The following is a 19088-nucleotide window of genomic DNA, read 5'->3' as shown; positions in this document are numbered from 1 at the left end:
CCGAATCACTACCCACAGAGAAGCGCCGCGCAGCAGCGCGTGCCGAAATTGTCTTCACCTTTTGCGCGTGCTACGCTCTCCATTCTGACTTCAAATCAAGGACTGCTCAGTTATGGCCTATCAAGATCTGCGGGAGTTCATCTCGGCGCTCGACAAGCGCGGCCTGTTAAAGCGCATCCGCGCAGAGGTTGATCCTGAGTTAGAGATCACAGAGATCGCCGACCGCGTTTCGAAGCAAGGCGGCCCGGCGTTATTATTCGAAAACCCGCGCGGCTCGGAAATCCCCGTGCTGATCAACGCCCTCGGCAGCCGCGAGCGCATGCACCTGGCGCTCGGCGTCAAAGATTATAGCGAGATTGCCGGGCGCATTGTCGAGCTGACCGACGTGAAATCGCCTCAAGGGTTGATCGATAAGCTGAAGATGGTGCCGCGCCTCGCAGACCTCGGCAAGATGTTCCCGAAGCTGGTCAAAGACGGCCCCTGCAAAGAGCGCGTCTTGAAGGAGGGCGAGTTCTCGCTGCTGAACCTGCCGATCATCAAGTGCTGGCCCGAAGACGGCGGACGATTCATCACCATGCCGCTGGTCTTCACCAAAAACCCGCTAACGGGCCGCCGCAACTGCGGCATGTACCGCATGCAGGTTTATGACGAAAGCAGCACAGGCATGCACTGGCAGATTCACAAGCAGGGGGCGCAGCACTTACGCAACCTGAAACGGCAGGGCGGCGGGCGGCTCGAAGTCGGCGTCGCCATCGGCGCTGACCCGATCACCGTATTCTCGGCCATCATGCCGCTGCCGGACGACATTGACGAGATGATGGTTGCCGGCTTCTTGCGCGAGCGCCCGGTCGAGATGGTCAAGTGCGAAACGGTCGACGTCGAAGTGCCGGCGAATGCCGAGATTGTGCTTGAAGGCTATGTCGACACAGACGAGCGTCACACCGAAGGCCCGTTCGGCGATCACACAGGGTATTACACGCTGGAAGACGAGTTCCCGGTCTTTCACGTCACCTGCATCACGCACCGCAAGAAGCCGATCTATCAGACGACTATTGTCGGCAAGCCGCCGATGGAGGACTGCTGGATGGGTGAAGCCATCGAGCGGATTTTTCTGCCCTTGATGCAGCGGCAGTTTTCCGAAGTCGTTGATTACCACATGCCGTTTGCCGGCGTCTTCCATAACCTGATGATTGTATCGATCAAGAAGAACTACCCCGGCCACGCGCGCAAGATGATGAACGCCATCTGGTCGCTGCCGCAGGCGCAGTTCACCAAGTGCGTGGTGATCGTAGACGACGACACGGACGTGCGCGATTTGAATCAGGTGGCGTGGCGTGTGCTGAACAACATTGATCCGGAGCGCGACATTCAGTTCATGATCGGCCCCGTAGATCAGCTCGATCACGCGGCGCGGCTGCCGAATTACGGCTCAAAGATGGGCATAGACGGGACGCGCAAATGGAAAGGCGAAGGCTTTGCGCGCCCCTGGCCGAAAGAGCTTGACATGAGCGAAGAGGTCAAGCGCCGCATTGATCTGCTCTGGCCGAAACTCGGCCTGTGAGTCAGTAATTGAGTCGCAGTTTATGACTAATCAACCTTCACCAAGCAAAGGCTTATTTATTTTGCTGAAGCGTACCGGCGGTGGGATAGCCAGCGTCATTGGATTCGTAACGGCTGTCGTCGCTTTCATCAATCTAGCAGTTGGCAATAAGGGAATCGTGCCGATAATCCTGTTGGTCGTTGGCATTGGAACTATTGAAGTTGCACTTCTGTGGCCGATTTTAAGAGGGCTGAAGAACTACGGCACATTCACGCTCAAAACTAGAACGAGCGAGATCTGCCGCGCATGCATTGCCGCCTAGTTGCTGCTATGGTAAAGATTGAATGTCGCCGAAGTAACGCATTATAGCGGCGGAGGAATCAGCATGCATGAGATCAAGCTAGATATTCCTGACGAAGCGATGGCCGCGCTCAAGCTGTCGCCCGATGCGGTCGCCAGCGAGGTGCTGATGGCTGCCGCCGTCAAGCTGTACGAGTTGGGCCGGCTGTCGTCGGGCGCAGCCGCGGTGCTGGCCGGCGTGCCGCGAGCTTTTTTCTTGAGCCATCTGAGTGATTACGGCGTGGCGACGTTTCGATTGACCGAAGACGAATTGCAGGAGGATTTGGCGCGTGCCTGAGGTTATCTCGGACACCTCGCCCCTGCAATACCTCTTTCAAGCAAACTTGCTTGAGCTTTTACAGAAACTCTACGGGCAAATCACCATTCCCGAAGCCGTCCTTAATGAAATTACAGCGGGCCACACTCTGGGTATCCGTCTTCCCGATTTGACCGCGGTATCGTGGATACAGGTGCGACAGGTGCGCGATCCCGCTTCGCGTCCACTTGCGTCTGACCTCGGCGCGGGCGAGCGCGACGTACTGGCATTGGCGATTGAAACGGCTGATTCGCTGGTGCTGCTTGATGACGCGCTGGCGCGGCGGCACGCCAAGTTGTTAAAGATCGCCTTCACGGGAACGCTTGGCGTATTGTTAAAGGCGAAAGCTCAAAGGCATTTGCCTGCCATCACTCCGGTGATTGATGAGTTGGAAGCGTTAGGGTTTCGTCTTGATCCGTCCACTCGGATTGCAGTGCTGGAACTGGCGCGGGAGCTTTAAAGTGACGGCGACGCATGGACGTGTCGCTGTCGAAGCATGGGGGGCTATGATAAGCGCGATACCTACGCTGTGACTATGCCGCTTTCTTCGTCGCCTTCTGGCCGGGATGGTAGACGCTCTCGCTATGTGCTTTGATCTCTTCTAACGTAAACCACGCCGGCTTGAATTCGCGCTTCGAGTAGGGGTGGCCCTTGATCCATGTAATGCGGTGACGGCGCGTCATCTTATCACGTTTCCGCTTGCCAGATCGCGCCGAGCGCGCGCACCGCATTGCCGCCGAGAATGAGACGAATATCCGCGTCGCTGTGGCGGCGGCGGATGAGCCCCTCAGTCAAATCAAACACCCGCCTGGAGTGATTCAGCCCCTTGATGTTGATCGCCCCATCCGTGTCCTCGTGGTACTGATAGCGGGCAAAGTTAGGCTGACTCTTCGGGTCGAAGCCGCCGCCGATGGGGCTCGCGTTGCCGATGACATCCAGATCACTGCCGATTGCCACGTGCTCCACGCCGACGAGCTTGGCGACGTAGTCCACATGGTCGAGCACATGCTCTACAGTCACAGGCTCACGGTCGCGCACCATGAAGCGGATGAAGGAGATGCCCATCACGCCGCCGGTCTTTGCCATCTTCTGAATGGCTTCGTCGGTCTTGCAGCGCAGGTGTCCGGGCAGGAGCGCCCTGGCGTTGGCGTGCGTAAAGATCACCGGACGTTTGGCGGCGGCCAGGGCGTCGAGCGTCGTCTGGTCGCCACAATGCGACACGTCAACGGCCATGCCGACCTGCTGCATCCGCTCAAGGATGGACAGGCCGAAGACGCTCAAGCCCCCGTCACGCTGTTCGAGAAAGCCGCTGCCTATGCGGTTGTTGAAGTTATAGGTAAGCTGAGAAAGGCGCTGCCCCAGCCCGAAGAAAGTCTGCACATCGTTCGGCGAGCGGAAGTGCGCGGAGTCTTGGAACGTGAGCATCACGCCGGTTTTGCCGCTCGCCTTGGCCCGCGCGAAGTCTGACACGTCGTCGACGCGTGTGAGCCAGTCGCTGTAGGCCGCGAGAAAACCGTTCCAGTCGGCAAAGAAGCGGATGGCGCGCTCATAATCACCGGGGCCGTGACCCAAAGCGAACACCGTGATGCCCGACTCGCGGTAGCGCGCCGCGTCGGCTGCCGTGAAGCTGCCGGGGACAGTGAGCCACCGGTCACTCTTCGGCGGCCTGACTGAGTAATCTGCGAACTGGAACTGGTTGAGCAGATCGACGACCGTAGCCGATCCCACGAGATCAATCGCGCGAGCGGAATACTCGGCGGCTGCCTGGCCGAAGAGGCGAAAGCGACCGCGCAGCACCGCCGGCGCGGCGCATGCGCCCATAGCCAATGTTCGCAGTGCGGCGCGCCGCGTAACCCGCATTGCCGCTCCCACTACGCGGCCCTCTTCGCAGGCTTCACGCCGGGGTGGTAGACGCTCTCGCTGTGCGCTTTGATCTCCTGTAACGTGAACCACGCCGGCTTGAATTCGCGCTTCGAGTAGAGGCGGCCCTGATCCAGATAGTGCGGCGAGGCCGGATCGGCGCTCTCGCCAAACTGCAAGAGCGAGCGCGCTTGCACCTGCGGGCCGAACTCGACGACGCTCACAAACGAAGTGCCGGCGACGCCATAGCGGCGCTTCTGCCCCTTCTCAGGCCGCGTATAAAAGTTATTGACGACGCCGACCGGGCCGGGAGCGCCGGCAATCGGCAGGCTCGGCTTCGCGTCATCGAAGCTTTCCAGCTCGCCGCCCGATTGAATGCGCTGCAAGCGGTTGATCTCGCCCCAGGCGACGCGCCAAGTGCCCCAATCCTTCATCAGGCCGGCGGCGACCTCTTCGAGAGCGCGGACGCGCAGCCATTCGCCCTTGGGGTTCTGCGCACGCGACCTGAGATAGCGGTCGAACCATAGCGTGAACAAAGTCATCTGCGTCGATTCAAATGTCGAGACATGATCCCAGGCTTTCAGCTCGTTGACCGCTTCGCTCAGCCGTTCAGCCCGCGCCGCGTCGGCCTGCTTGAGCTTTTCCCACTCGGCGGCAATTTCAGGGATTTGCGTCTCGGCTTCCAGTATGCGCGTGTCAAAGGCCAGCCGCGCCCACTCGTCAAAGGTGAACTTTGCTTGCGAGCTGAGCAGGCGGCGCGAAATCTTCGCCCGCGCGTTGTCGCTCTCGCGCGTCATGTAGGCAGGGAAGTTCTCTTTCACCGGACTGCCTTCGCTGGTCGTCGTAAATGGCGTCTGGTTGCAGTTCTGCATGAAGCCCGACTTCGGGTTCAACAACTGCGGCAACTCGGCAAAGGAATGATAGCCCTGCCACTCGGTTTCAGGGTTGCTGCCATCCACGGGCTTCAGCCAGTCGAACTTCAGCGAGCGCCGCGGCACGGCGCCGTTGTAGACGTAAAAGATGTTGCCTTCGCGGTCGGCGTACATGGCGTTGAACATCGGCACGGCGGTGCGCGCCATCGCCGCTTGCCATTCTTTCAGCGAGCGCGATTTGCTCATCATGTACCACTCTTCGATCTGGCCGCCATCTTCGAGCCGCGCCAGCTTGAGCGTTAAGGGCTTGCCTTCGCGCACGGCGACCACCGGCCCGTGATGTGTCTTGCGAAATTTGAAGCTTCGAGTCTCGACGCCCTTGTCGGTCTTGACCTTGATCGTGTCCGCCCATTCGGTCGCCACGCGATAGCCATCGCCGTAGCGGTAAGCCAGCGGGTTCTTCTCGTCGTCAAATTTTTCGACATAGACATCGCTGATGTCCGGGTCGTTGACCGTGTGGCTCCAGCCGAGGAATTCATTGTGGCCAATGGTCGGGAAGCCCGAGCCGAAGAACGACGCGCCGCTCATGTTCCAGCCCTCGCCGCTGTGGACGTGGCCTTCGTACCATTGACCCGGGCCGAAGAACGGCTGATGCGGATTGATGAGCAGCATCGCGTGGCCGCTGGCGCTTTTCTGCGGCGTCACCGTCCACATATTCGAGCCGACTGCCGCTTCCATGCCATCGGCGCTCTCGTAGAGGTCTGAAATCTTAAAACCCAGCTGCCCATGCGAGCCGGCGGCATTGTCGCCGCCGGCTTCGCGCACGGCGCTCTTGATCTCTTCGACTCTCAAGCCCGACTTGCCGAAGATGAAGAGCTGATAGATGGCGAAGCGGTTGAAGGCGTACATGTGCCAGGGCTCGAAGTGCGTAATCAGGCGCGGCCTGGTTTCGGGGTGCGTCGCGAGGTAGTAGTTGAAGCCATCGGCGACCGCCTGACATAGCTCTTTCATGCGCGGACTGGAGCGCTCGTACTCGGCCTTGGCGAGTCGCGGAATCTCCAGCGCGTGGTTCAGCAGGTCGTCGGCTACGGTGCGCGGGCCATAGATTTCCGATGCGCGACCGAGCGAACGAATGTAGCTGTCTTCGATCTGCCAGAAATTGTCTTCGGCCTGGGCGAAGGCATAGCCGAAGACGCAACTCGCGTCGGTCGGCCCAAAGATGTGCGGTACGCCGTAGCTGTCACGATAAATCGTCACCGAGCGGGCGAGCCTTTCAACCTTGCCTCGGTCATCGGTTTTCCGGTCAGCGGGTGTGGCAAACTGTGCGGATGCCATGACGACTAGCGCGATTGTGAGCGACCTCAAAACGACGCGGGTGTGCATAATCAATTTCCTTTCTTCGGCCTATAGCTCGGGTCTGTCTGAGAGAAGATGTGCGGATTCTACATTCGCCATCGCGGCGGCGCAAGCAGTCTACAGACGGATGAATGAGAAATGATGAGTGATGAACTGCCGCAGGGCAGGCGGTGGCCTGAAGGCCGCCGTCAGCCTACGGCGCCCACCGTAATGGGACTTCGTCTGCTTAATTCGTCATTCATCATTCAACATTCATCATTTCCTGTGTTGCGCTGGCGCAGGGTTTCCGACTATTCTTCTGACGCATGGACTGGCAGGAGGTCGTCGAAGTCGCCACGCCATTCGAGTGGAGCGCTTCAAAATCGAAATCAAATCGAGATCAAATCGGTCCCGCCCCGCGAGGATAAAGTATGTCCGAAACGTTGCAAAGCCTTTTGCATAACCCGATTTTCCTCATCGCTGTCGTGGCCATCGTCCTTATCATCTTCTTCCTTATCATCTGGCTGGTCCTGCGCGCGCGGCCCGGCAAAGGCAAGAATGAAGCGGCGCTGCGCGCCGAGCTGGTCGAGATGGAGCGCGAGCACCAGTTTGCCGCCGCCGCCGAGCAGGTGCCGTATATGCGCGAGGCCGCCGCCGTCGCCCACGAAGCCGCGCAGGCATTCCGCGATTACCTCGGCCTGCCGTTGCTGGCGGTCTATGTGGGGCGCGAGAAAGACGAGCAGCTCAAGAACGTCTTGCCCGAAGAGACCGAAAACGGCCAACCCCCCGGCCTGCAAGCGTCGCTGCCCGAGGCGCTCAATGCCAACACCCTCGGCAATTTCTGGAAGCCGCAGCAGACCAAGCTCGGTTTCTTCACCGGCGAGCTGCCCGCCGCCACCTTTGTCACAGGCTCGCTTGCCGACGCTCAGCCGCCCGATGAAGCGGCCGTCGAAGGCGAGGCGGCGGCACGGGCGGATGGGACGATGACGCAGGCGACACTGGCGGCTGGTCTCGACATCGTCGTCTTTCCCTGGCGCGGGGCTTATGATTGGACGGGCACCTTTCTGGCGCAAGCCGCGCCGACGGTCACGCCCGAATCGCTGCAACGCCTGCGCGAGCCTGTGACTCGACTAGGCGACCGGCTGGCGGTTGCGCTTGAGTTCGAGCGCGAGCGCCAGGAACTGTTCGCCCTCGATGAGCGCGCCTCGCGCAGCGCAGCGTTTTCGCGCGCCGTGATTGCTTGCCTCGATCAGCCGTCGCCGCTCGCCGGCATCGCCCGCGAAGTCGCTCGGCTGCTGGGCGCAGAGAGCGCCGCGCTGTGGCGGATCGAGCCGGGCGCGGCAATGGTCAGAATGGTCGCGGCCTATGGGCTGAAGTCTGCCGAGTTCTTGCCGCTGCCCGTCGGCCAGGGCTTAGCCGGCAACATCGCTCAGACGGGCGAGCCGCTATCGTTAGAGAATGCGCCGGCAGACCCGCGCTGCATCTTTCCGCGCGAGGCGCGCGAGAGCGGCATTGTCGCTTACCTCGGCGTGCCTGTGGCGAGTGATGACCATGCGCTCGGCATCGTCGAAGTGCATAAGTCGCAGCCGCACCCGTGGAGCGAATCCGACCTGCGAAGCCTCAAATCGGCAGCCTCGATCATCTCCGAAATCATGAAAGGCGCAGAGCAGCGCGGCGACCGGCTGCGCGTCGAGAGCGCCTACATGGGATTATCAGAGGCGTTACACAACCTGCGCACGCCGGGCGAAGTGATGGAGGCCGTCGTCGAAGTACTGGGCCACGCGCTCGGTGTGTCGCGCGCCTTGATTGTGCCGCTCGACGACAAGAGCGATGCCATGCCTGTGCGCCATGAATTCGTGGCGCAGGGCGTGAAACCGGCTGCTGGAGTCACTTTCGCGTCGCCTGAGCTGACCCGGCTGGCGGCGCTTGCCGACGCCGAGCCGATGGCGATCAACGATTCGCGCCATGCCTCGCCGATGGGCAATGACCGCGCCAACGAGCTACAGGTCATGTCGGAAATGATCGTCCCGGTTCGCATCGCGGGGACGATGCGCGCCCTGCTCTACCTGCACCAGTGTGACCGTACGCGCGAATGGCAGCAGGACGAGATTGAATTCGCCGACCGCGTTGCCCGCCAGCTGGCGCTTTCTTTGACCAACGTGATGGCGCACGACAAGGCGCTGCGCGAAGTGCAGGGCGCGCGCGAAGAGGCGCTGCGCACGGGGGGCCAGGCCGCCGGGCGCATCCGTGAGTTGGAGCAGAAACTCGCAGATGCCGAGCGTGCCCTGAACGAGCTGCGCGCCGCTGACCAGCAAGGCCGTGGGCAGCTGGCGAAGGCTTCAGCCGCCGAGGCGAAAGCGCGCGCCGAAGCCGAGGTCATTCGCCGCACCGAAGCCGAAGCTCGCCAGGAACGCGACCGGCTGCGTAGTGAATTGGCGCGCGTCGAAGCCTCTTCGCAACAACTGCTCGACATCAACCGGCTGAAGAGCGAATTCATCGTCAACGCCGGCAACGAAATTGACGGCTCGCTACAGAGCGTGCTTGGACTTGCGGAGTTGCTGGAGCGCGGCAACTATGGGCCGCTGACCGCGGAGCAACATGATGCGGTCCGCGGCATCTATGCGGCGGCGCGGCGCATGAAGGGCGATGTAGACTGGCTGATCGAATATGGCGGCGCGCGCTCGCGGCGGCTCGAAGATGGGGCCGAGAAGCAAGGCTGAGCCGTTTGTCTGCCGGGTAACCATGTCGCGCAAGGCGGTTGGCATGTAGCGCAAGGCGCTAGATTCTTGTCCCCTGACAGCTGGCTGAAATCTGTGGTAGTGTCTGTTATCGAATTAATAAGACCATGTTGATGTTGTGTCCAATCTGTGCCGACGAGTATGCGGGCAGCCAGTCGCATTGCCCGGCGTGCGGCATTGGCCTGTTTCCGGTGACGATGAATGAACAGACGGCGGCAGAGTTGGAGGCAATCGAACGCCGCCCGGTCGAATACGTCGAGCTGTGCCGCCCGCGACTCTACCCGGTCGCCATGCTCATCAAGCAGTTGCTCGAACAACATGATGTCCGGGTCATCGTGCAGGGCGCGCATTCGCTATCGGTGATGCCGCATCTGGCGCTGCTCGGCGAGCTGCGCGTGCTGGTCGAAAGCGAGCGGCTCGACCTGGCGCAGCGCATCTACGCCGCCTATTTCGAGACGGGCGAGGATATGGACTTTTCGGCTGACGAATAAGGAGAAGCCGAAACCGGCAAGCTCTTTTAGAGCTTTTAAGAAATGAAAGGGCCGCGCCGATTTACGTCAGCGCGGCCCGAATTGCGTTCCGTCAATCACGCCTTAAGCTTTCTTGAACCGGGCGGCCAACCCGACGGCGACGCCGGTGGCGATGGCTAGCAGCAGCTCAAACAGGCCGATGATCTTTGCCGCTCGCCCTGTGAGTCGTAGATACTTCGCCGCTTCGGCGGCAATCAAAAAGCCGACGCTCCACACCAGCAGGGCTTTCTGTACGGCGGTCAGTTCTTTCATTGCTTCGCCTATCGCCTCGGCGAGCTATGCTCGGCCCCAACGGTTTGCGCCCGCGACAGCGGATTTCCTGAAACGCGCACCGGCACAGGGCCGCCGTACATGGTGATGACTTTCTTGATCGTCTCGTCCTGCGCGGCGCGGAACGAAGGCACAGAGCCGCCGCGGTTGTAGATCACGAAGAGCAGCGGCCCGCGCCCGCGCGTATAAGCGACGCCCGCCAGCGCGCTCACGCCCGACAACGTGCCTGTCTTGCCGACCACCGCCGCGCGATAGGTGTCCGTGAATCGCCTTTGCAGCGTCCCGGCATCGACGCCCGCCACCGGCAATAGCTGATCAATCGTCAGCCCTTTGCTGTCGAGGTAAGCCAACAGTTTGCGCAGGATGGTGATTGTGCTGCGCGGCGAGATGTAATTCGCGCCCAGCCCCGAAGGCGTGGCGAACTGCACTTCGTCGTCCCTGAACCCGACCTCCATCTTGAGAAAACGCTCGACAGCGTCCGGGCCGCCGACGAGATTGCCGATGACCGTCGCCATCCAGTTGTTCGAGAAGTCGTTCAAGCCTTTGAGCACGCGCAAGAGCGGCAGCGACGTATGCGTCGCCAGCGGCTTGAGCGGCGCGGTGTTAATCGTCTGACTGGTGATCGTCTGGCCGGTGATCTTTAGCGACGGCGGCGTGGCCATCTGAGCGGATGACAGCGGCTCGCCTTCGACGGCGCGCATGGCCAGGAAACGCGAGTAGGCGCTGTGGGCTGCCGGGGTCCAGCTATCTGACGAAAGGCAGCTGCGCAACGCCCTGGCCGAGGCTTCGAGCGAGGTCGAGAAGTTGAAATAGAAATGGCCGAGGACGTAGAAGTTGCCGTCAATTTCGCGAACGCCGGCGCGGTTGAGCTTGTCGGCGACCATCATGGCGTTCTCATAGAAGAAGGCCGGGTCGCCGCCGCCGACCACATAAAGCGAGCCGTGCAGAATGCCTGTCGCCGGGTCGAGCGCGCCGTCTGTGTAGAGCGCCGTGCGGAATTTGAAATCCGGCCCCAACCGCGAGATCGCCGTCAGCGAGGTGGCGACTTTGGTCACCGACGCCGGGTTGTAGAGCCTGTCGGCGTTATGCTCGGCCAGCACTTCGCCTTTCAGCGTGGTGACGATGAAGCCTTGATTGGCGGCGCTGATGCCGCGCATCGCCAGGCTGTCGGCATAAGCCTGGACCAGCGGGTTCGCCGGCGGCATCTGCGTGGCATCGCCAGGAACTTGATTGGCCGCCTGCGACGACGGATTGCCGAGCGCCTGGTTCAACGGGCTGGTTTTCGCGGTGTCCGGCATCGAAGCCGGCGCAGGCACAGCGTTGCCCATTGCCAGTTGCCGGTTGGATTGATTGCCGACGGCGGTCATTGTCGGCGTTGCGGACTGGCTCGCCGGTGTCGCGAGCGGCGCGGTCTGTTCCTTCGACCACTCCTGGCTCAGGTATTCATGGACGCGCGAGCCGTGCCCGCCGCCCACAGCCGCCACATTATGCCTTGCCCAGCGCGAGCCGCGATAGCGGCCACGTCCGCGCGCCAGTTTGCCCTGTCGTCCGCGCCCGCCGCGGGCCGAGAGGCGCTCCGACCTGCCGCCGCGGCGGCTGGCTTTGGCTTTGTGGCCCGACGCTTTGCTGGCTTTGCGCGAGCCGCCGCCGTGGCGCGAACCGCGCTTTACAGGCGCGGCCAGAGCAAGCGCGCCGATGAGGGTGATAATCAAAACAACGAGGAGAGTGCGGGAGGGAAGGACTCGTGATTTCATAAAGCGGAAACCCATCCTGTGCCTAAATGCTTGAACGTGACTGCGTCCGTATGGTCGAAGCGCCGAACGCCCTGATGACCGCCGTATCCGCTGGCGAAAATCCATCGGCTATCTTGACGAGACATCATGATGGTCTAACGGGGGCTAGGACCGAGCGTCCTTAAAAGGCGTTCCACGGTACAATAACATAGCTTGCAAGCAGATGCCACAGCTTAATAAAAACGCAATAAATTGAATGGCGGCGGCGCGGGCGCTGCCAACCAATTGCTGGCTGCGAAAATCTAATTGAATGCCGCGGCTTCCTCGTTTATGATGGACCCACCTGCGCGACCCATACTGGCTCGGTGGCCCCGAAGCCGGCGCAGGCCGAACGCCCTCAAGCGATTTTTAAGGTTGTACCAGCAGCGCGACCCTGGCCGCTGGCGGCAGGATTTCCAATAGATTTGGAAGGAGCAAAGACCCCTCAGTCTTTGGTGATTATGCGAAAAGTCTATCTATTCGGCGAAATCAACAATGAGCGCTCCGAGAAATTCATCGCTCAACTCCACGAATTGTTCGAGGAGTCGGGCGAGCCGATAACCATCTATATCAACTCATGCGGCGGCTCGGTCACAGACGCGCTGGCCATTTATGATGTGCTGCGCGCCGCGCCCTGCGCCATCCACATTGTTGGCCTCGGCAAAGTCCATTCGTCGGCCATCACCATCTTGCTGGCGGCGGACAGAGGGCGCCGCGCCAGCTATCCCAACACCGAGTTCATGTCGCACGACATCTCGTGGAAGAGCGACGGCCCGCGCGCCTTTCTCAAAGACCGCGTTGACCAGTTGGAGCGCACCGTCAAACAACTGCTGCGCATCTATACGCGCGACACAGAGGTTTCTGAAACGCAGGCGCGGCAGATGTTCTTCACAGACATGGCCGATCATTACTTCAGCGCCGAAGAGGCGATGGAGATGGGCTTCGTCTCCCAGGTCATTGCCGGCGAGGTCGCCGTCGGCGCGACCGTGGCCAATCTGCCGGTCGTCGAAACGCCCGCCCCGCAAGAAGAGAGCAGCGCCGTCAATTCATCGCAAGAGGCGTAGTCCGGCCCGAATTTTGTTTGGAAGTAGCGCAAGCTGTTAGCTTGCGCGAGTCTTTGCGCAAGCTAACAGCTTGCGCTACTTCTGACTGCCTGTCTCTCCAGACCTCGCTTGTAAAAAATTGCAATCAATTCATGCCAGGCTCACAGGGTAGCGGCGCGCTCGTTGCCCCGCGGTCGCTCTGTGTGATAACGTAGCCAGCGCTAAGGCCCGGCCAGCGACCAGGGAAGCTCAAAGCGCCACTCATTCGATTTTCGGTTGTGGTTTTCCTGGAGCCGGGAAATGGAGCGCATTCTGCGCCCACTGCAAACAGATTCGTAAAGAGTAACCGCGCATGAGCCCGCTGATCATTTTTCTGCTGATGGCGTTTGCCGCGCCACTTGCGACCCCCGCCGTTCAGTCGCCGCCTGTGGTGCTGCGCGGTCACATCGTTTGTCTCGACGCGGCGGGCAAGCGGTCGGGCGCATCGTCGGCGTGTGACGGCCCGGGCGCGCGCTTTGCGCTATCGGGAAGCGATGGGAAGCTACACGCTTTTTCGGCAGATGATGCCGCCACGGCGATGTTCACCGATTTGCGGGTGCGCCGGCGCGAGTTGCAGATTACGGCGCAAATGGCGGCTGACGATCAACTCGAAATCGTGCGCGTGCAATCAATCCGCGAAGGCAAGCTCTACGACATCTATTATTTTTGCGAGCTGTGCAACATACGGGCTTACGCCCCCGGCCTCTGCCCGTGCTGTCGCAATGAGATGGAACTGCGTGAAACGCCCGCGACCGATCAGTGATCGGGACGCGGCTTGCTCAATCAGGGAGGCAACCGATGCGTGATGATGATGACAAGGTCGTCGAGAAGGAAGGCATCTCGCGGCGAAACTTTCTTAAAGTATCGGGCATCTCTTTGACCGTGCCGCTGGTGCTTGGCCCGCGCATTGTGCGCGCCGGCGGCGCTGAGGTCAAAGTTTTTGGCCCCGGCAAAATCCCGGTCACGCTGACCGTCAACGGCAAGGCGTTTAAAACAGAAATCGAGCCGCGCGTCACCTTGCTCGAAGCTTTGCGCAATGACCTCGACCTGACCGGCGCCAAGCGCGTCTGCGACCGCGGCACGTGCGGCGCTTGCACGGTCATCGTTGATGGCAAGCCGGCTTACTCCTGCACCGTGCTGGCCATCGAAGCGCAGGGCCGCAGCATTACCACTGTTGAAGGCTTGATGCAGGGCGACAATCTGCACCCCATCCAGCAAGCGTTCATCGACAACGACGCGCAGCAGTGCGGCTTCTGCACACCCGGCTTCGTCGTCGCCTGCAAGGCGTTCTTAGACAAGCATCCCAACCCGACGCCCGAACAGATTCAGAAAGGGCTGGGCGGCAATCTCTGCCGCTGCGGCACCTACATGGGGATTCGCGCCGCGGTCATGCAGGCCGCCAATCAGCAGAAAGGGGGGCGACGCAATGGCTGAGTATAAATGGCCCGATGCTGACAAACGCACATTGATCGGCAAACGCATCTCGCGGGTTGACGGCCCGCAGAAGGTCTCAGGCCGGGCGAAGTATTCGTTCGATTACAACCCGAAGGGATTGCTCTTTGGCAAGATCGTTCGCTGCCCGCACGCCCACGCGCGTGTCACCAGCATTGACATGAGCGCCGCCGAAAAGATGCCCGGCGTCAAAGCCGTGCATATCGTCCAGCAGCCCGGCACCGAGCTGTTCTGGGCCGGCGCTTCGGTCGCCGCCGTCGCCGCCGTTGACGAAGCCACCGCCGAAGACGCGGCGCGCGCCGTCAAAGTCGTCTACGAGGTGCTGCCGCACCTTGTTGTTGATCGGGACCCGAAGACCGCAGGCGACAACGCCCGGCCTTCGGCGGCGCAGACCGTCGGCGATGCCGACAAAGCGTTTGCCGAAGCCGAGCTGACCGTCGAAGGCTTCTACGGCCTGCCGGTCATCACGCACTGCTGTCTTGAGCCGCACGGCTCGGTGATGGAATGGGAAGGCGAGCAGAACGTGCTGGCGCACCTTTCGACGCAAGCGGTGAGCGGCGCGCCGGGGCAAATCGCTCGCCCGCTTGAGATTCCTGCCGCCAACGTCCGCTGTGTGCAAGACCATATCGGCGGCGGCTTCGGCAGCAAGTTCAGTCCCGACGAGTGGGACATCACCGCCGCGCGGTTATCGAAGAAAGCCGGCAAGCCTGTGAAGATGTTCAACGAGCGCGACGCCGAGCTGATGGTTGCCGGCTCGCGCCCCTCGGCTTATGCGAAGGTGAAAATCGCTTTGAAGAAAGACGGCACGATCACCGGCTGGCAGTCGGAATCGTGGGCTTCGGGCGGTATGGGAAGCGGCGGCTCGCCGCCACTGCCCTACATCTTCAACGTTCCGAACCAGCGTAAGCAGCACACAGCCATCGTCAACAATGTCGGCAGCGCCCGCGCCTGGCGCGCACCCGGACACCCGCAGGGCTGCGCCATCACCATGACGGCGCTCGAAGACGCGGCGGCGGCGGTCAAGATGGACCCGGTCGATTTCTTCCTGAAGAACATGGACCTGGTCGGGGCCCGCGCCGCAGTCTACCGCGAAGAGCTTGGCATCGCCGCGGACCTCATCGGCTGGAAGAAGAACTGGCACGAGCGCGGCGACAAGACCGCCGGGCCGATCAAGCGCGGCATGGGGCTTTCGATTCACACCTGGGGCGGCCTCGGCCATCCGAGCGATTGCGACCTGACGATTCAGCCCGATGGCTCGATTGAAATGAAGATGGGCACGCAAGACCTCGGCACAGGCACGCGAACGGCGGTGATGATCATCGTCGCCGACACGCTCGGCGTGCCGCTCGAAGCCGTCAAGCTGCTGATCGGCGACAGCCGTTACCCTGTCTCTGGCGGGTCGGGCGGCTCGACGACCATCGGCGGCGTCTCGGCCTCGGCCCGCCGCGCCTCGCTCGATGCGCTGGATGGGCTGTTTGCGAAAGTCGCGCCGGCGCTGAACGCCGACCCGCAAGAACTGGAAGCCGTTGGCGGGCGCATTCAAGTCAAAGGCCAGCCCAACCGCGGCCTGTCTTGGCAGCAAGCCTGCCAGAAGCTCGGCGGCATGCCGCTCACCGTGCGCGGCAAGAATCCCGGCCCCGGCAGCTTGATCAATCAAGGCGTTGGCGGCGTGCAGATGGCCGACGTGTCGGTTGACATCGAAACCGGCATCGTCAAGATGAACCGCATGGTCGCCGTGCAGGATTGCGGCTTGATCATTGACCTGAAGACCGCCGAGAGCCAGGTCTACGGCGCGTTGATCATGGGCGTTGCTTACGCGCTTTACGAAGAGAAGATCATGGATCAGAAGCTCGGTCGGATGCTGAACCCCAACATGGAGTTTTATAAGCTGGCGGGGATTGGCGACATCGGCGACTTCAAGGTTCATATGATGACCGGCAAGGGCTACGACGAGCGCGGCGTCATCGGGTTAGGCGAGCCGCCGGTGATTTCGCCGGGCGCAGCCATCTCGAACGCCGTCGCCAACGCCATCGGCGTGCGCGTGCCGACGCTGCCGCTGACCCCTGACAAGATTCTGGCGGCGTTGGAACAGAAAGGAGGCCGAAAAGATGCGAGCATTTGAATACGCCAGCGCAACCACCAAAGAGCAGGCCGTCGGGCTGCTCGGCACCACCTGGGATGACGCCGCCGTGCTTGCCGGCGGGACCGATTTGATCTCGCTGATGAAAGACGATGTCGCGCAGCCGAAGCGGCTCGTCAATATCAAAGAGATCAAAGACCTGCACGGCGTCCGCTCAAGGTCGGACAAGACGCTCACCATCGGCGCATCAACCACGCTGCAAGAGTTGGTTGATGATGCGCAGGTGAGCGGCTATCGCGCCTTGGTGCAAGCCGCCGAAAGCATTGGCAGCCAGCAGGTCCGCGCGATGGCGACGGTCGGCGGTAACCTCTGCCAGCGCCCGCGCTGCTGGTATTACCGCGCGGGGTATGGCTTGCTGGCGAGAGACAGCAGCGGCGAGCCGCTCGTGCCGACCGGTGACAATCGCTATCACGCGATACTCGGCAATGACGGCCCGGCTTATTTCGTCAGCCCGTCGAGCCTCGCGGCGGCGTTGATCGTCTATGGCGCGAAGCTCGCGGTCTTCGGGCCGAAGGGCGCGCGCGAAGTGGCGGCGGAACAGTTCTACGTCATCCCGAAAGCCGAAGGCGACCGTGAACACGACTTGAAGCCTAACGAGATCGTCACGCACATCATGCTGCCGGCGGTGGCGGGCATGAGATCCGCGACCTATAAGGTGCACCAGAGAGAGGGGCTTGATTGGCCGCTGGCGACGGCGGCGGTCGCTCTGAAGATGGACGGCGACAAGGTGAGCGCGGCGCGCATCGTGCTGGGCCATGTCGCGCCGATCCCTTGGCGCTCGCCGGAGGCCGAGGCGGCGCTCATCGGCAAGGCGATCAGCGAAGCGACGGCCACGGCGGCGGGCGACGCGGCGGTCAGCAAGGCCAAAGCTCTAAGCGGCAACGGCTACAAAATCCAATTGGCGCGCGTCGCGGTCAAGCGCGCGATTCTCGATGCGGCGCAAGGAGGTGGCAAATGATCACCGAAGCCGAACGCTTCAACACGGAACACCCAGACCTCTGTCCATGCCTGAACTGGAAGGGAATGTTTATTCAGGTCGAGCATGACCCGACGGTGCCGCCCGCGACCAACGACACCTTCTGGTGCGTCTACACGCAGACCTGCATCGGCCCGGACGGCCAGCTCGCTGAGCCGATCACTTGCATCAATGGCGACCGCGCCTGCTACGGCACGGGACGCGTTTGATAGGAGGCAGGAGGCAGGAAGCAGGAAGCAGTCAAGAGAACATACGAATGGTCTTGACGGTCAGCAGCACGTAACGAAGAACAATCACTGCCTCCTGCTTCCTGCCTCCTGCTTCCTGGCTACTAACGAGTGGCTACTGCTATTCTTACAAGGCAGATAGCTCTCGGTTTCAACAGGAGTGGAAGGTATGCGAAGAATCATTGCTCTAGCTTCTCTGGTCGTTGCGATGCTGGCGCTTGCGACAAGCGGTCAGGCGCAGCACATCAGCGGCGATTATGTCGAAACGCGCAGCGCCGATGTCTGGACAGGGCCATGCGTCGCCAATGGCGAGGTCAACCTCAGCGGCGATCAGGCGATCCTTGCGTGGCGAGTCAACAAAGGCGAATGGAACGGCGTGGCGCTCGAAGGCTTGAGCGTTGTCGGCGTTGTCAAAGCCGGCGCGACGCTCGGCGATCAATACAACAATCCCTATCCGGCGAAAGCTGTGCTGATCGTTGACGAGAAAGCCACCGCCGAACAGCGCCAGGCATTGGTCGGAATGGCACAGGCGATGGCCGGCGAGCTGTTACAGAACGTCGTCCGCGTCGAGGTCGCGCCGATTCAATTACAGGTCAGCCACGACGGCGGCCACTATGACAAAGTCGCGTTGCGCGCCGGTCAGATGGCGGGCATCGAAACCCGCATGATCGGCAAAAAAGATCACCTCTGCGGCAATGAAGAGGTCTATTACCAGCCGCTGGTGAGCGTCACTCACGCCATGCCGGCAGTGGCCGAGCTGGACGAGTACCAGGGGCCGAGCCTCGGCGTTCGCTGGACGGTGCATGGCAAGCGCAGCGCTTTTGTCGGCAGCTTTGCGCGCTAATTGGTTGGCGACATACCCAAACGTCACGACAGGGGCAGGGAATCCGCGCTTGTCGTGACGTTGCCCTGTCAGGGTGATTCAAGGGCCGCTTTGGAGAATCGTTGATGTTGCGTAGAACACGGGGCCTTATTTTTTTAAGCTTACTGGTTTCTCTGACCGCGCTGGCGGCCGACGGCGGCAAGGTCGAGCGTATCGGCGGCTTCGGCGGCGAGAATGTTTCGGAAGCCTTGCGTAAGGCGCTCGACCCAAGCGGCTATAAGATCACGCTCGGTGATGGCAATCTGTTTTGTGAGGTCTGGTTTCGCGCCACGGTGCCTGCGGGCAAGACTGATGCGTCGGGCGCCGTCTACACCGCGCTGCCCGAAGGCGCATTCATCGGTGTGATCCGGTTTCCTAAGACGGCGAATGATTTTCGCGGCCAGTCCGTCCCCGCCGGTTCCTACACGCTCAGATACGCTGTGCACCCGACGGACGGCAATCACATGGGCATCTCGCCGATCCGCGATTTCCTGTTGCTCGTGCCAATCGCCGCGGACACCAACCCTGATGCGGTGCTCAAGTTTGAAGAACTTGCGAAATTGAGCGCCAAAGCCAGCGGCACCAATCACCCGGCGGTTTTGAGCCTGGTTTCACCCGAAGCCAGCGCCGCGCCCGCGGTCACCACAGACGAACACAATCACACGGTCTTTGCGGCGAAGCTCAAGATGGCGTCGGGCGAGCAGCCCATCGCCTTCGTTATCAAAGGGGTCGCCGAACAATAATCCCGCGCTCCGCGCGAAGGCAAAAGGCAAAAGG

At 61.5% G+C, this 19088-nt stretch carries 19 protein-coding genes; 14 read left to right on the top strand and 5 right to left on the bottom strand.

The features are described from left to right. The first annotated feature begins 112 nt into the window (after positions 1 to 112). The 4 genes from VJ464_30305 (at position 113) to VJ464_30290 (ending at position 2655) form a co-directional block, all read left to right on the top strand. Positions 113 to 1561: a menaquinone biosynthesis decarboxylase gene (locus tag VJ464_30305; protein HKQ09453.1), complete on the top strand. Its 1449-nt coding sequence runs from the start codon at positions 113 to 115 to the stop codon at positions 1559 to 1561. A gap of 22 nt (positions 1562 to 1583) precedes the next feature. Continuing rightward, complete coding sequence (locus VJ464_30300) at positions 1584 to 1862, top strand: hypothetical protein (GenBank protein HKQ09452.1); 279 nt, start codon at positions 1584 to 1586, stop codon at positions 1860 to 1862. 63 nt (positions 1863 to 1925) lie between these two features. After that, positions 1926 to 2177: a UPF0175 family protein gene (locus VJ464_30295; protein HKQ09451.1), complete on the top strand. Its 252-nt coding sequence runs from the start codon at positions 1926 to 1928 to the stop codon at positions 2175 to 2177. Next, positions 2170 to 2655 (top strand): DUF3368 domain-containing protein, encoded by a 486-nt coding sequence (locus VJ464_30290; protein ID HKQ09450.1) that lies wholly within the window; start codon positions 2170 to 2172, stop codon positions 2653 to 2655. The genes VJ464_30295 and VJ464_30290 overlap by 8 nt, the downstream gene beginning before the upstream one ends. Before the next feature lie 73 nt (positions 2656 to 2728). Here the strand turns inward: VJ464_30290 and VJ464_30285 are convergent, their stop codons facing one another. The 3 genes from VJ464_30285 to VJ464_30275 are packed head-to-tail and all read right to left on the bottom strand — an operon-like array spanning position 2729 to position 6310. Further along, the gene (locus tag VJ464_30285; protein ID HKQ09449.1) at positions 2729 to 2878 is read right to left on the bottom strand and encodes a hypothetical protein; all 150 of its coding nucleotides are present in this window, start codon (positions 2876 to 2878) and stop codon (positions 2729 to 2731) included. Positions 2879 to 2882: 4 nt separating this feature from the next. After that, the gene (locus tag VJ464_30280) at positions 2883 to 4055 is read right to left on the bottom strand and encodes a membrane dipeptidase (GenBank protein HKQ09448.1); all 1173 of its coding nucleotides are present in this window, start codon (positions 4053 to 4055) and stop codon (positions 2883 to 2885) included. 11 nt (positions 4056 to 4066) lie between these two features. After that, positions 4067 to 6310, bottom strand: coding sequence for an acylase (locus VJ464_30275; GenBank protein ID HKQ09447.1), 2244 nt, complete (start codon positions 6308 to 6310; stop codon positions 4067 to 4069). Positions 6311 to 6693: 383 nt separating this feature from the next. Here VJ464_30275 and VJ464_30270 point away from each other — a divergent pair, with 383 nt between their 5' ends. Together VJ464_30270 and VJ464_30265 are read left to right on the top strand one after the other, a co-directional pair. Next, on the top strand, positions 6694 to 8982 hold the full coding sequence (locus VJ464_30270) for a GAF domain-containing protein (GenBank protein ID HKQ09446.1): 2289 nt from the start codon (positions 6694 to 6696) through the stop codon (positions 8980 to 8982). A 131-nt stretch (positions 8983 to 9113) separates the two neighbouring features. Then, positions 9114 to 9491: a hypothetical protein gene (locus tag VJ464_30265; protein HKQ09445.1), complete on the top strand. Its 378-nt coding sequence runs from the start codon at positions 9114 to 9116 to the stop codon at positions 9489 to 9491. Between the two features lie 102 nt (positions 9492 to 9593). On the opposite strand, the gene VJ464_30260 is transcribed toward VJ464_30265, so the two are convergent. Together VJ464_30260 and VJ464_30255 are read right to left on the bottom strand one after the other, a co-directional pair. Next, positions 9594 to 9782, bottom strand: a complete 189-nt coding sequence (locus VJ464_30260; GenBank protein ID HKQ09444.1) for a hypothetical protein — start codon at positions 9780 to 9782, stop codon at positions 9594 to 9596. 8 nt (positions 9783 to 9790) lie between these two features. Beyond that, positions 9791 to 11554: a D-alanyl-D-alanine carboxypeptidase gene (locus tag VJ464_30255; protein ID HKQ09443.1), complete on the bottom strand. Its 1764-nt coding sequence runs from the start codon at positions 11552 to 11554 to the stop codon at positions 9791 to 9793. 479 nt (positions 11555 to 12033) lie between these two features. Here VJ464_30255 and VJ464_30250 point away from each other — a divergent pair, with 479 nt between their 5' ends. From VJ464_30250 to VJ464_30215, 8 genes are all read left to right on the top strand, one after another. Then, positions 12034 to 12636, top strand: a complete 603-nt coding sequence (locus tag VJ464_30250) for an ATP-dependent Clp protease proteolytic subunit (protein HKQ09442.1) — start codon at positions 12034 to 12036, stop codon at positions 12634 to 12636. 331 nt (positions 12637 to 12967) lie between these two features. Continuing rightward, positions 12968 to 13417 carry a hypothetical protein gene (locus VJ464_30245; protein HKQ09441.1) on the top strand — a complete coding sequence of 150 codons (450 nt, stop codon included), beginning with the start codon at positions 12968 to 12970 and terminating at the stop codon, positions 13415 to 13417. Positions 13418 to 13452: 35 nt separating this feature from the next. Continuing rightward, entirely contained in the window at positions 13453 to 14088 is a 636-nt protein-coding gene (locus VJ464_30240; GenBank protein HKQ09440.1) for a (2Fe-2S)-binding protein, read from the top strand. Continuing rightward, on the top strand, positions 14081 to 16228 hold the full coding sequence (locus VJ464_30235) for a xanthine dehydrogenase family protein molybdopterin-binding subunit (protein ID HKQ09439.1): 2148 nt from the start codon (positions 14081 to 14083) through the stop codon (positions 16226 to 16228). Before VJ464_30240 ends, VJ464_30235 begins: the two co-directional genes overlap by 8 nt. Continuing rightward, entirely contained in the window at positions 16215 to 17204 is a 990-nt protein-coding gene (locus tag VJ464_30230) for an FAD binding domain-containing protein (protein HKQ09438.1), read from the top strand. Before VJ464_30235 ends, VJ464_30230 begins: the two co-directional genes overlap by 14 nt. Then, positions 17201 to 17431 carry a hypothetical protein gene (locus tag VJ464_30225; protein ID HKQ09437.1) on the top strand — a complete coding sequence of 77 codons (231 nt, stop codon included), beginning with the start codon at positions 17201 to 17203 and terminating at the stop codon, positions 17429 to 17431. Before VJ464_30230 ends, VJ464_30225 begins: the two co-directional genes overlap by 4 nt. A gap of 187 nt (positions 17432 to 17618) precedes the next feature. After that, entirely contained in the window at positions 17619 to 18293 is a 675-nt protein-coding gene (locus VJ464_30220; protein ID HKQ09436.1) for a DUF1326 domain-containing protein, read from the top strand. Between the two features lie 104 nt (positions 18294 to 18397). Continuing rightward, complete coding sequence (locus VJ464_30215) at positions 18398 to 19054, top strand: hypothetical protein (protein ID HKQ09435.1); 657 nt, start codon at positions 18398 to 18400, stop codon at positions 19052 to 19054. Positions 19055 to 19088 lie beyond the last annotated feature (34 nt).

It is taken from the genome of Blastocatellia bacterium (genome assembly GCA_035275065.1).
Lineage (GTDB): Bacteria > Acidobacteriota > Blastocatellia > UBA7656 > UBA7656 > DATENM01.
This window is presented reverse-complemented; position numbering and strand designations above follow the sequence as displayed.

Bases quoted from the DNA above. Each gene is read 5' to 3' on its own strand.
- VJ464_30240 (HKQ09440.1), top strand. From the start codon at position 13,453: ATGCGTGATGATGATGACAAGGTCGTCGAGAAGGAAGGCATCTCGCGG.
- VJ464_30215 (HKQ09435.1), top strand. From the start codon at position 18,398: ATGTTGCGTAGAACACGGGGCCTTATTTTTTTAAGCTTACTGGTTTCT.
- VJ464_30300 (HKQ09452.1), top strand. From the start codon at position 1,584: ATGACTAATCAACCTTCACCAAGCAAAGGCTTATTTATTTTGCTGAAG.
- VJ464_30220 (HKQ09436.1), top strand. From the start codon at position 17,619: ATGCGAAGAATCATTGCTCTAGCTTCTCTGGTCGTTGCGATGCTGGCG.
- VJ464_30230 (HKQ09438.1), top strand. From the start codon at position 16,215: ATGCGAGCATTTGAATACGCCAGCGCAACCACCAAAGAGCAGGCCGTC.
- VJ464_30245 (HKQ09441.1), top strand. From the start codon at position 12,968: ATGAGCCCGCTGATCATTTTTCTGCTGATGGCGTTTGCCGCGCCACTT.
- VJ464_30225 (HKQ09437.1), top strand. From the start codon at position 17,201: ATGATCACCGAAGCCGAACGCTTCAACACGGAACACCCAGACCTCTGT.
- VJ464_30255 (HKQ09443.1), bottom strand. From the start codon at position 11,554: ATGAAATCACGAGTCCTTCCCTCCCGCACTCTCCTCGTTGTTTTGATT.
- VJ464_30250 (HKQ09442.1), top strand. From the start codon at position 12,034: ATGCGAAAAGTCTATCTATTCGGCGAAATCAACAATGAGCGCTCCGAG.
- VJ464_30280 (HKQ09448.1), bottom strand. From the start codon at position 4,055: ATGCGGGTTACGCGGCGCGCCGCACTGCGAACATTGGCTATGGGCGCA.
- VJ464_30275 (HKQ09447.1), bottom strand. From the start codon at position 6,310: ATGCACACCCGCGTCGTTTTGAGGTCGCTCACAATCGCGCTAGTCGTC.
- VJ464_30295 (HKQ09451.1), top strand. From the start codon at position 1,926: ATGCATGAGATCAAGCTAGATATTCCTGACGAAGCGATGGCCGCGCTC.
- VJ464_30305 (HKQ09453.1), top strand. From the start codon at position 113: ATGGCCTATCAAGATCTGCGGGAGTTCATCTCGGCGCTCGACAAGCGC.
- VJ464_30260 (HKQ09444.1), bottom strand. From the start codon at position 9,782: ATGAAAGAACTGACCGCCGTACAGAAAGCCCTGCTGGTGTGGAGCGTC.
- VJ464_30235 (HKQ09439.1), top strand. From the start codon at position 14,081: ATGGCTGAGTATAAATGGCCCGATGCTGACAAACGCACATTGATCGGC.
- VJ464_30285 (HKQ09449.1), bottom strand. From the start codon at position 2,878: ATGACGCGCCGTCACCGCATTACATGGATCAAGGGCCACCCCTACTCG.
- VJ464_30270 (HKQ09446.1), top strand. From the start codon at position 6,694: ATGTCCGAAACGTTGCAAAGCCTTTTGCATAACCCGATTTTCCTCATC.
- VJ464_30265 (HKQ09445.1), top strand. From the start codon at position 9,114: ATGTTGTGTCCAATCTGTGCCGACGAGTATGCGGGCAGCCAGTCGCAT.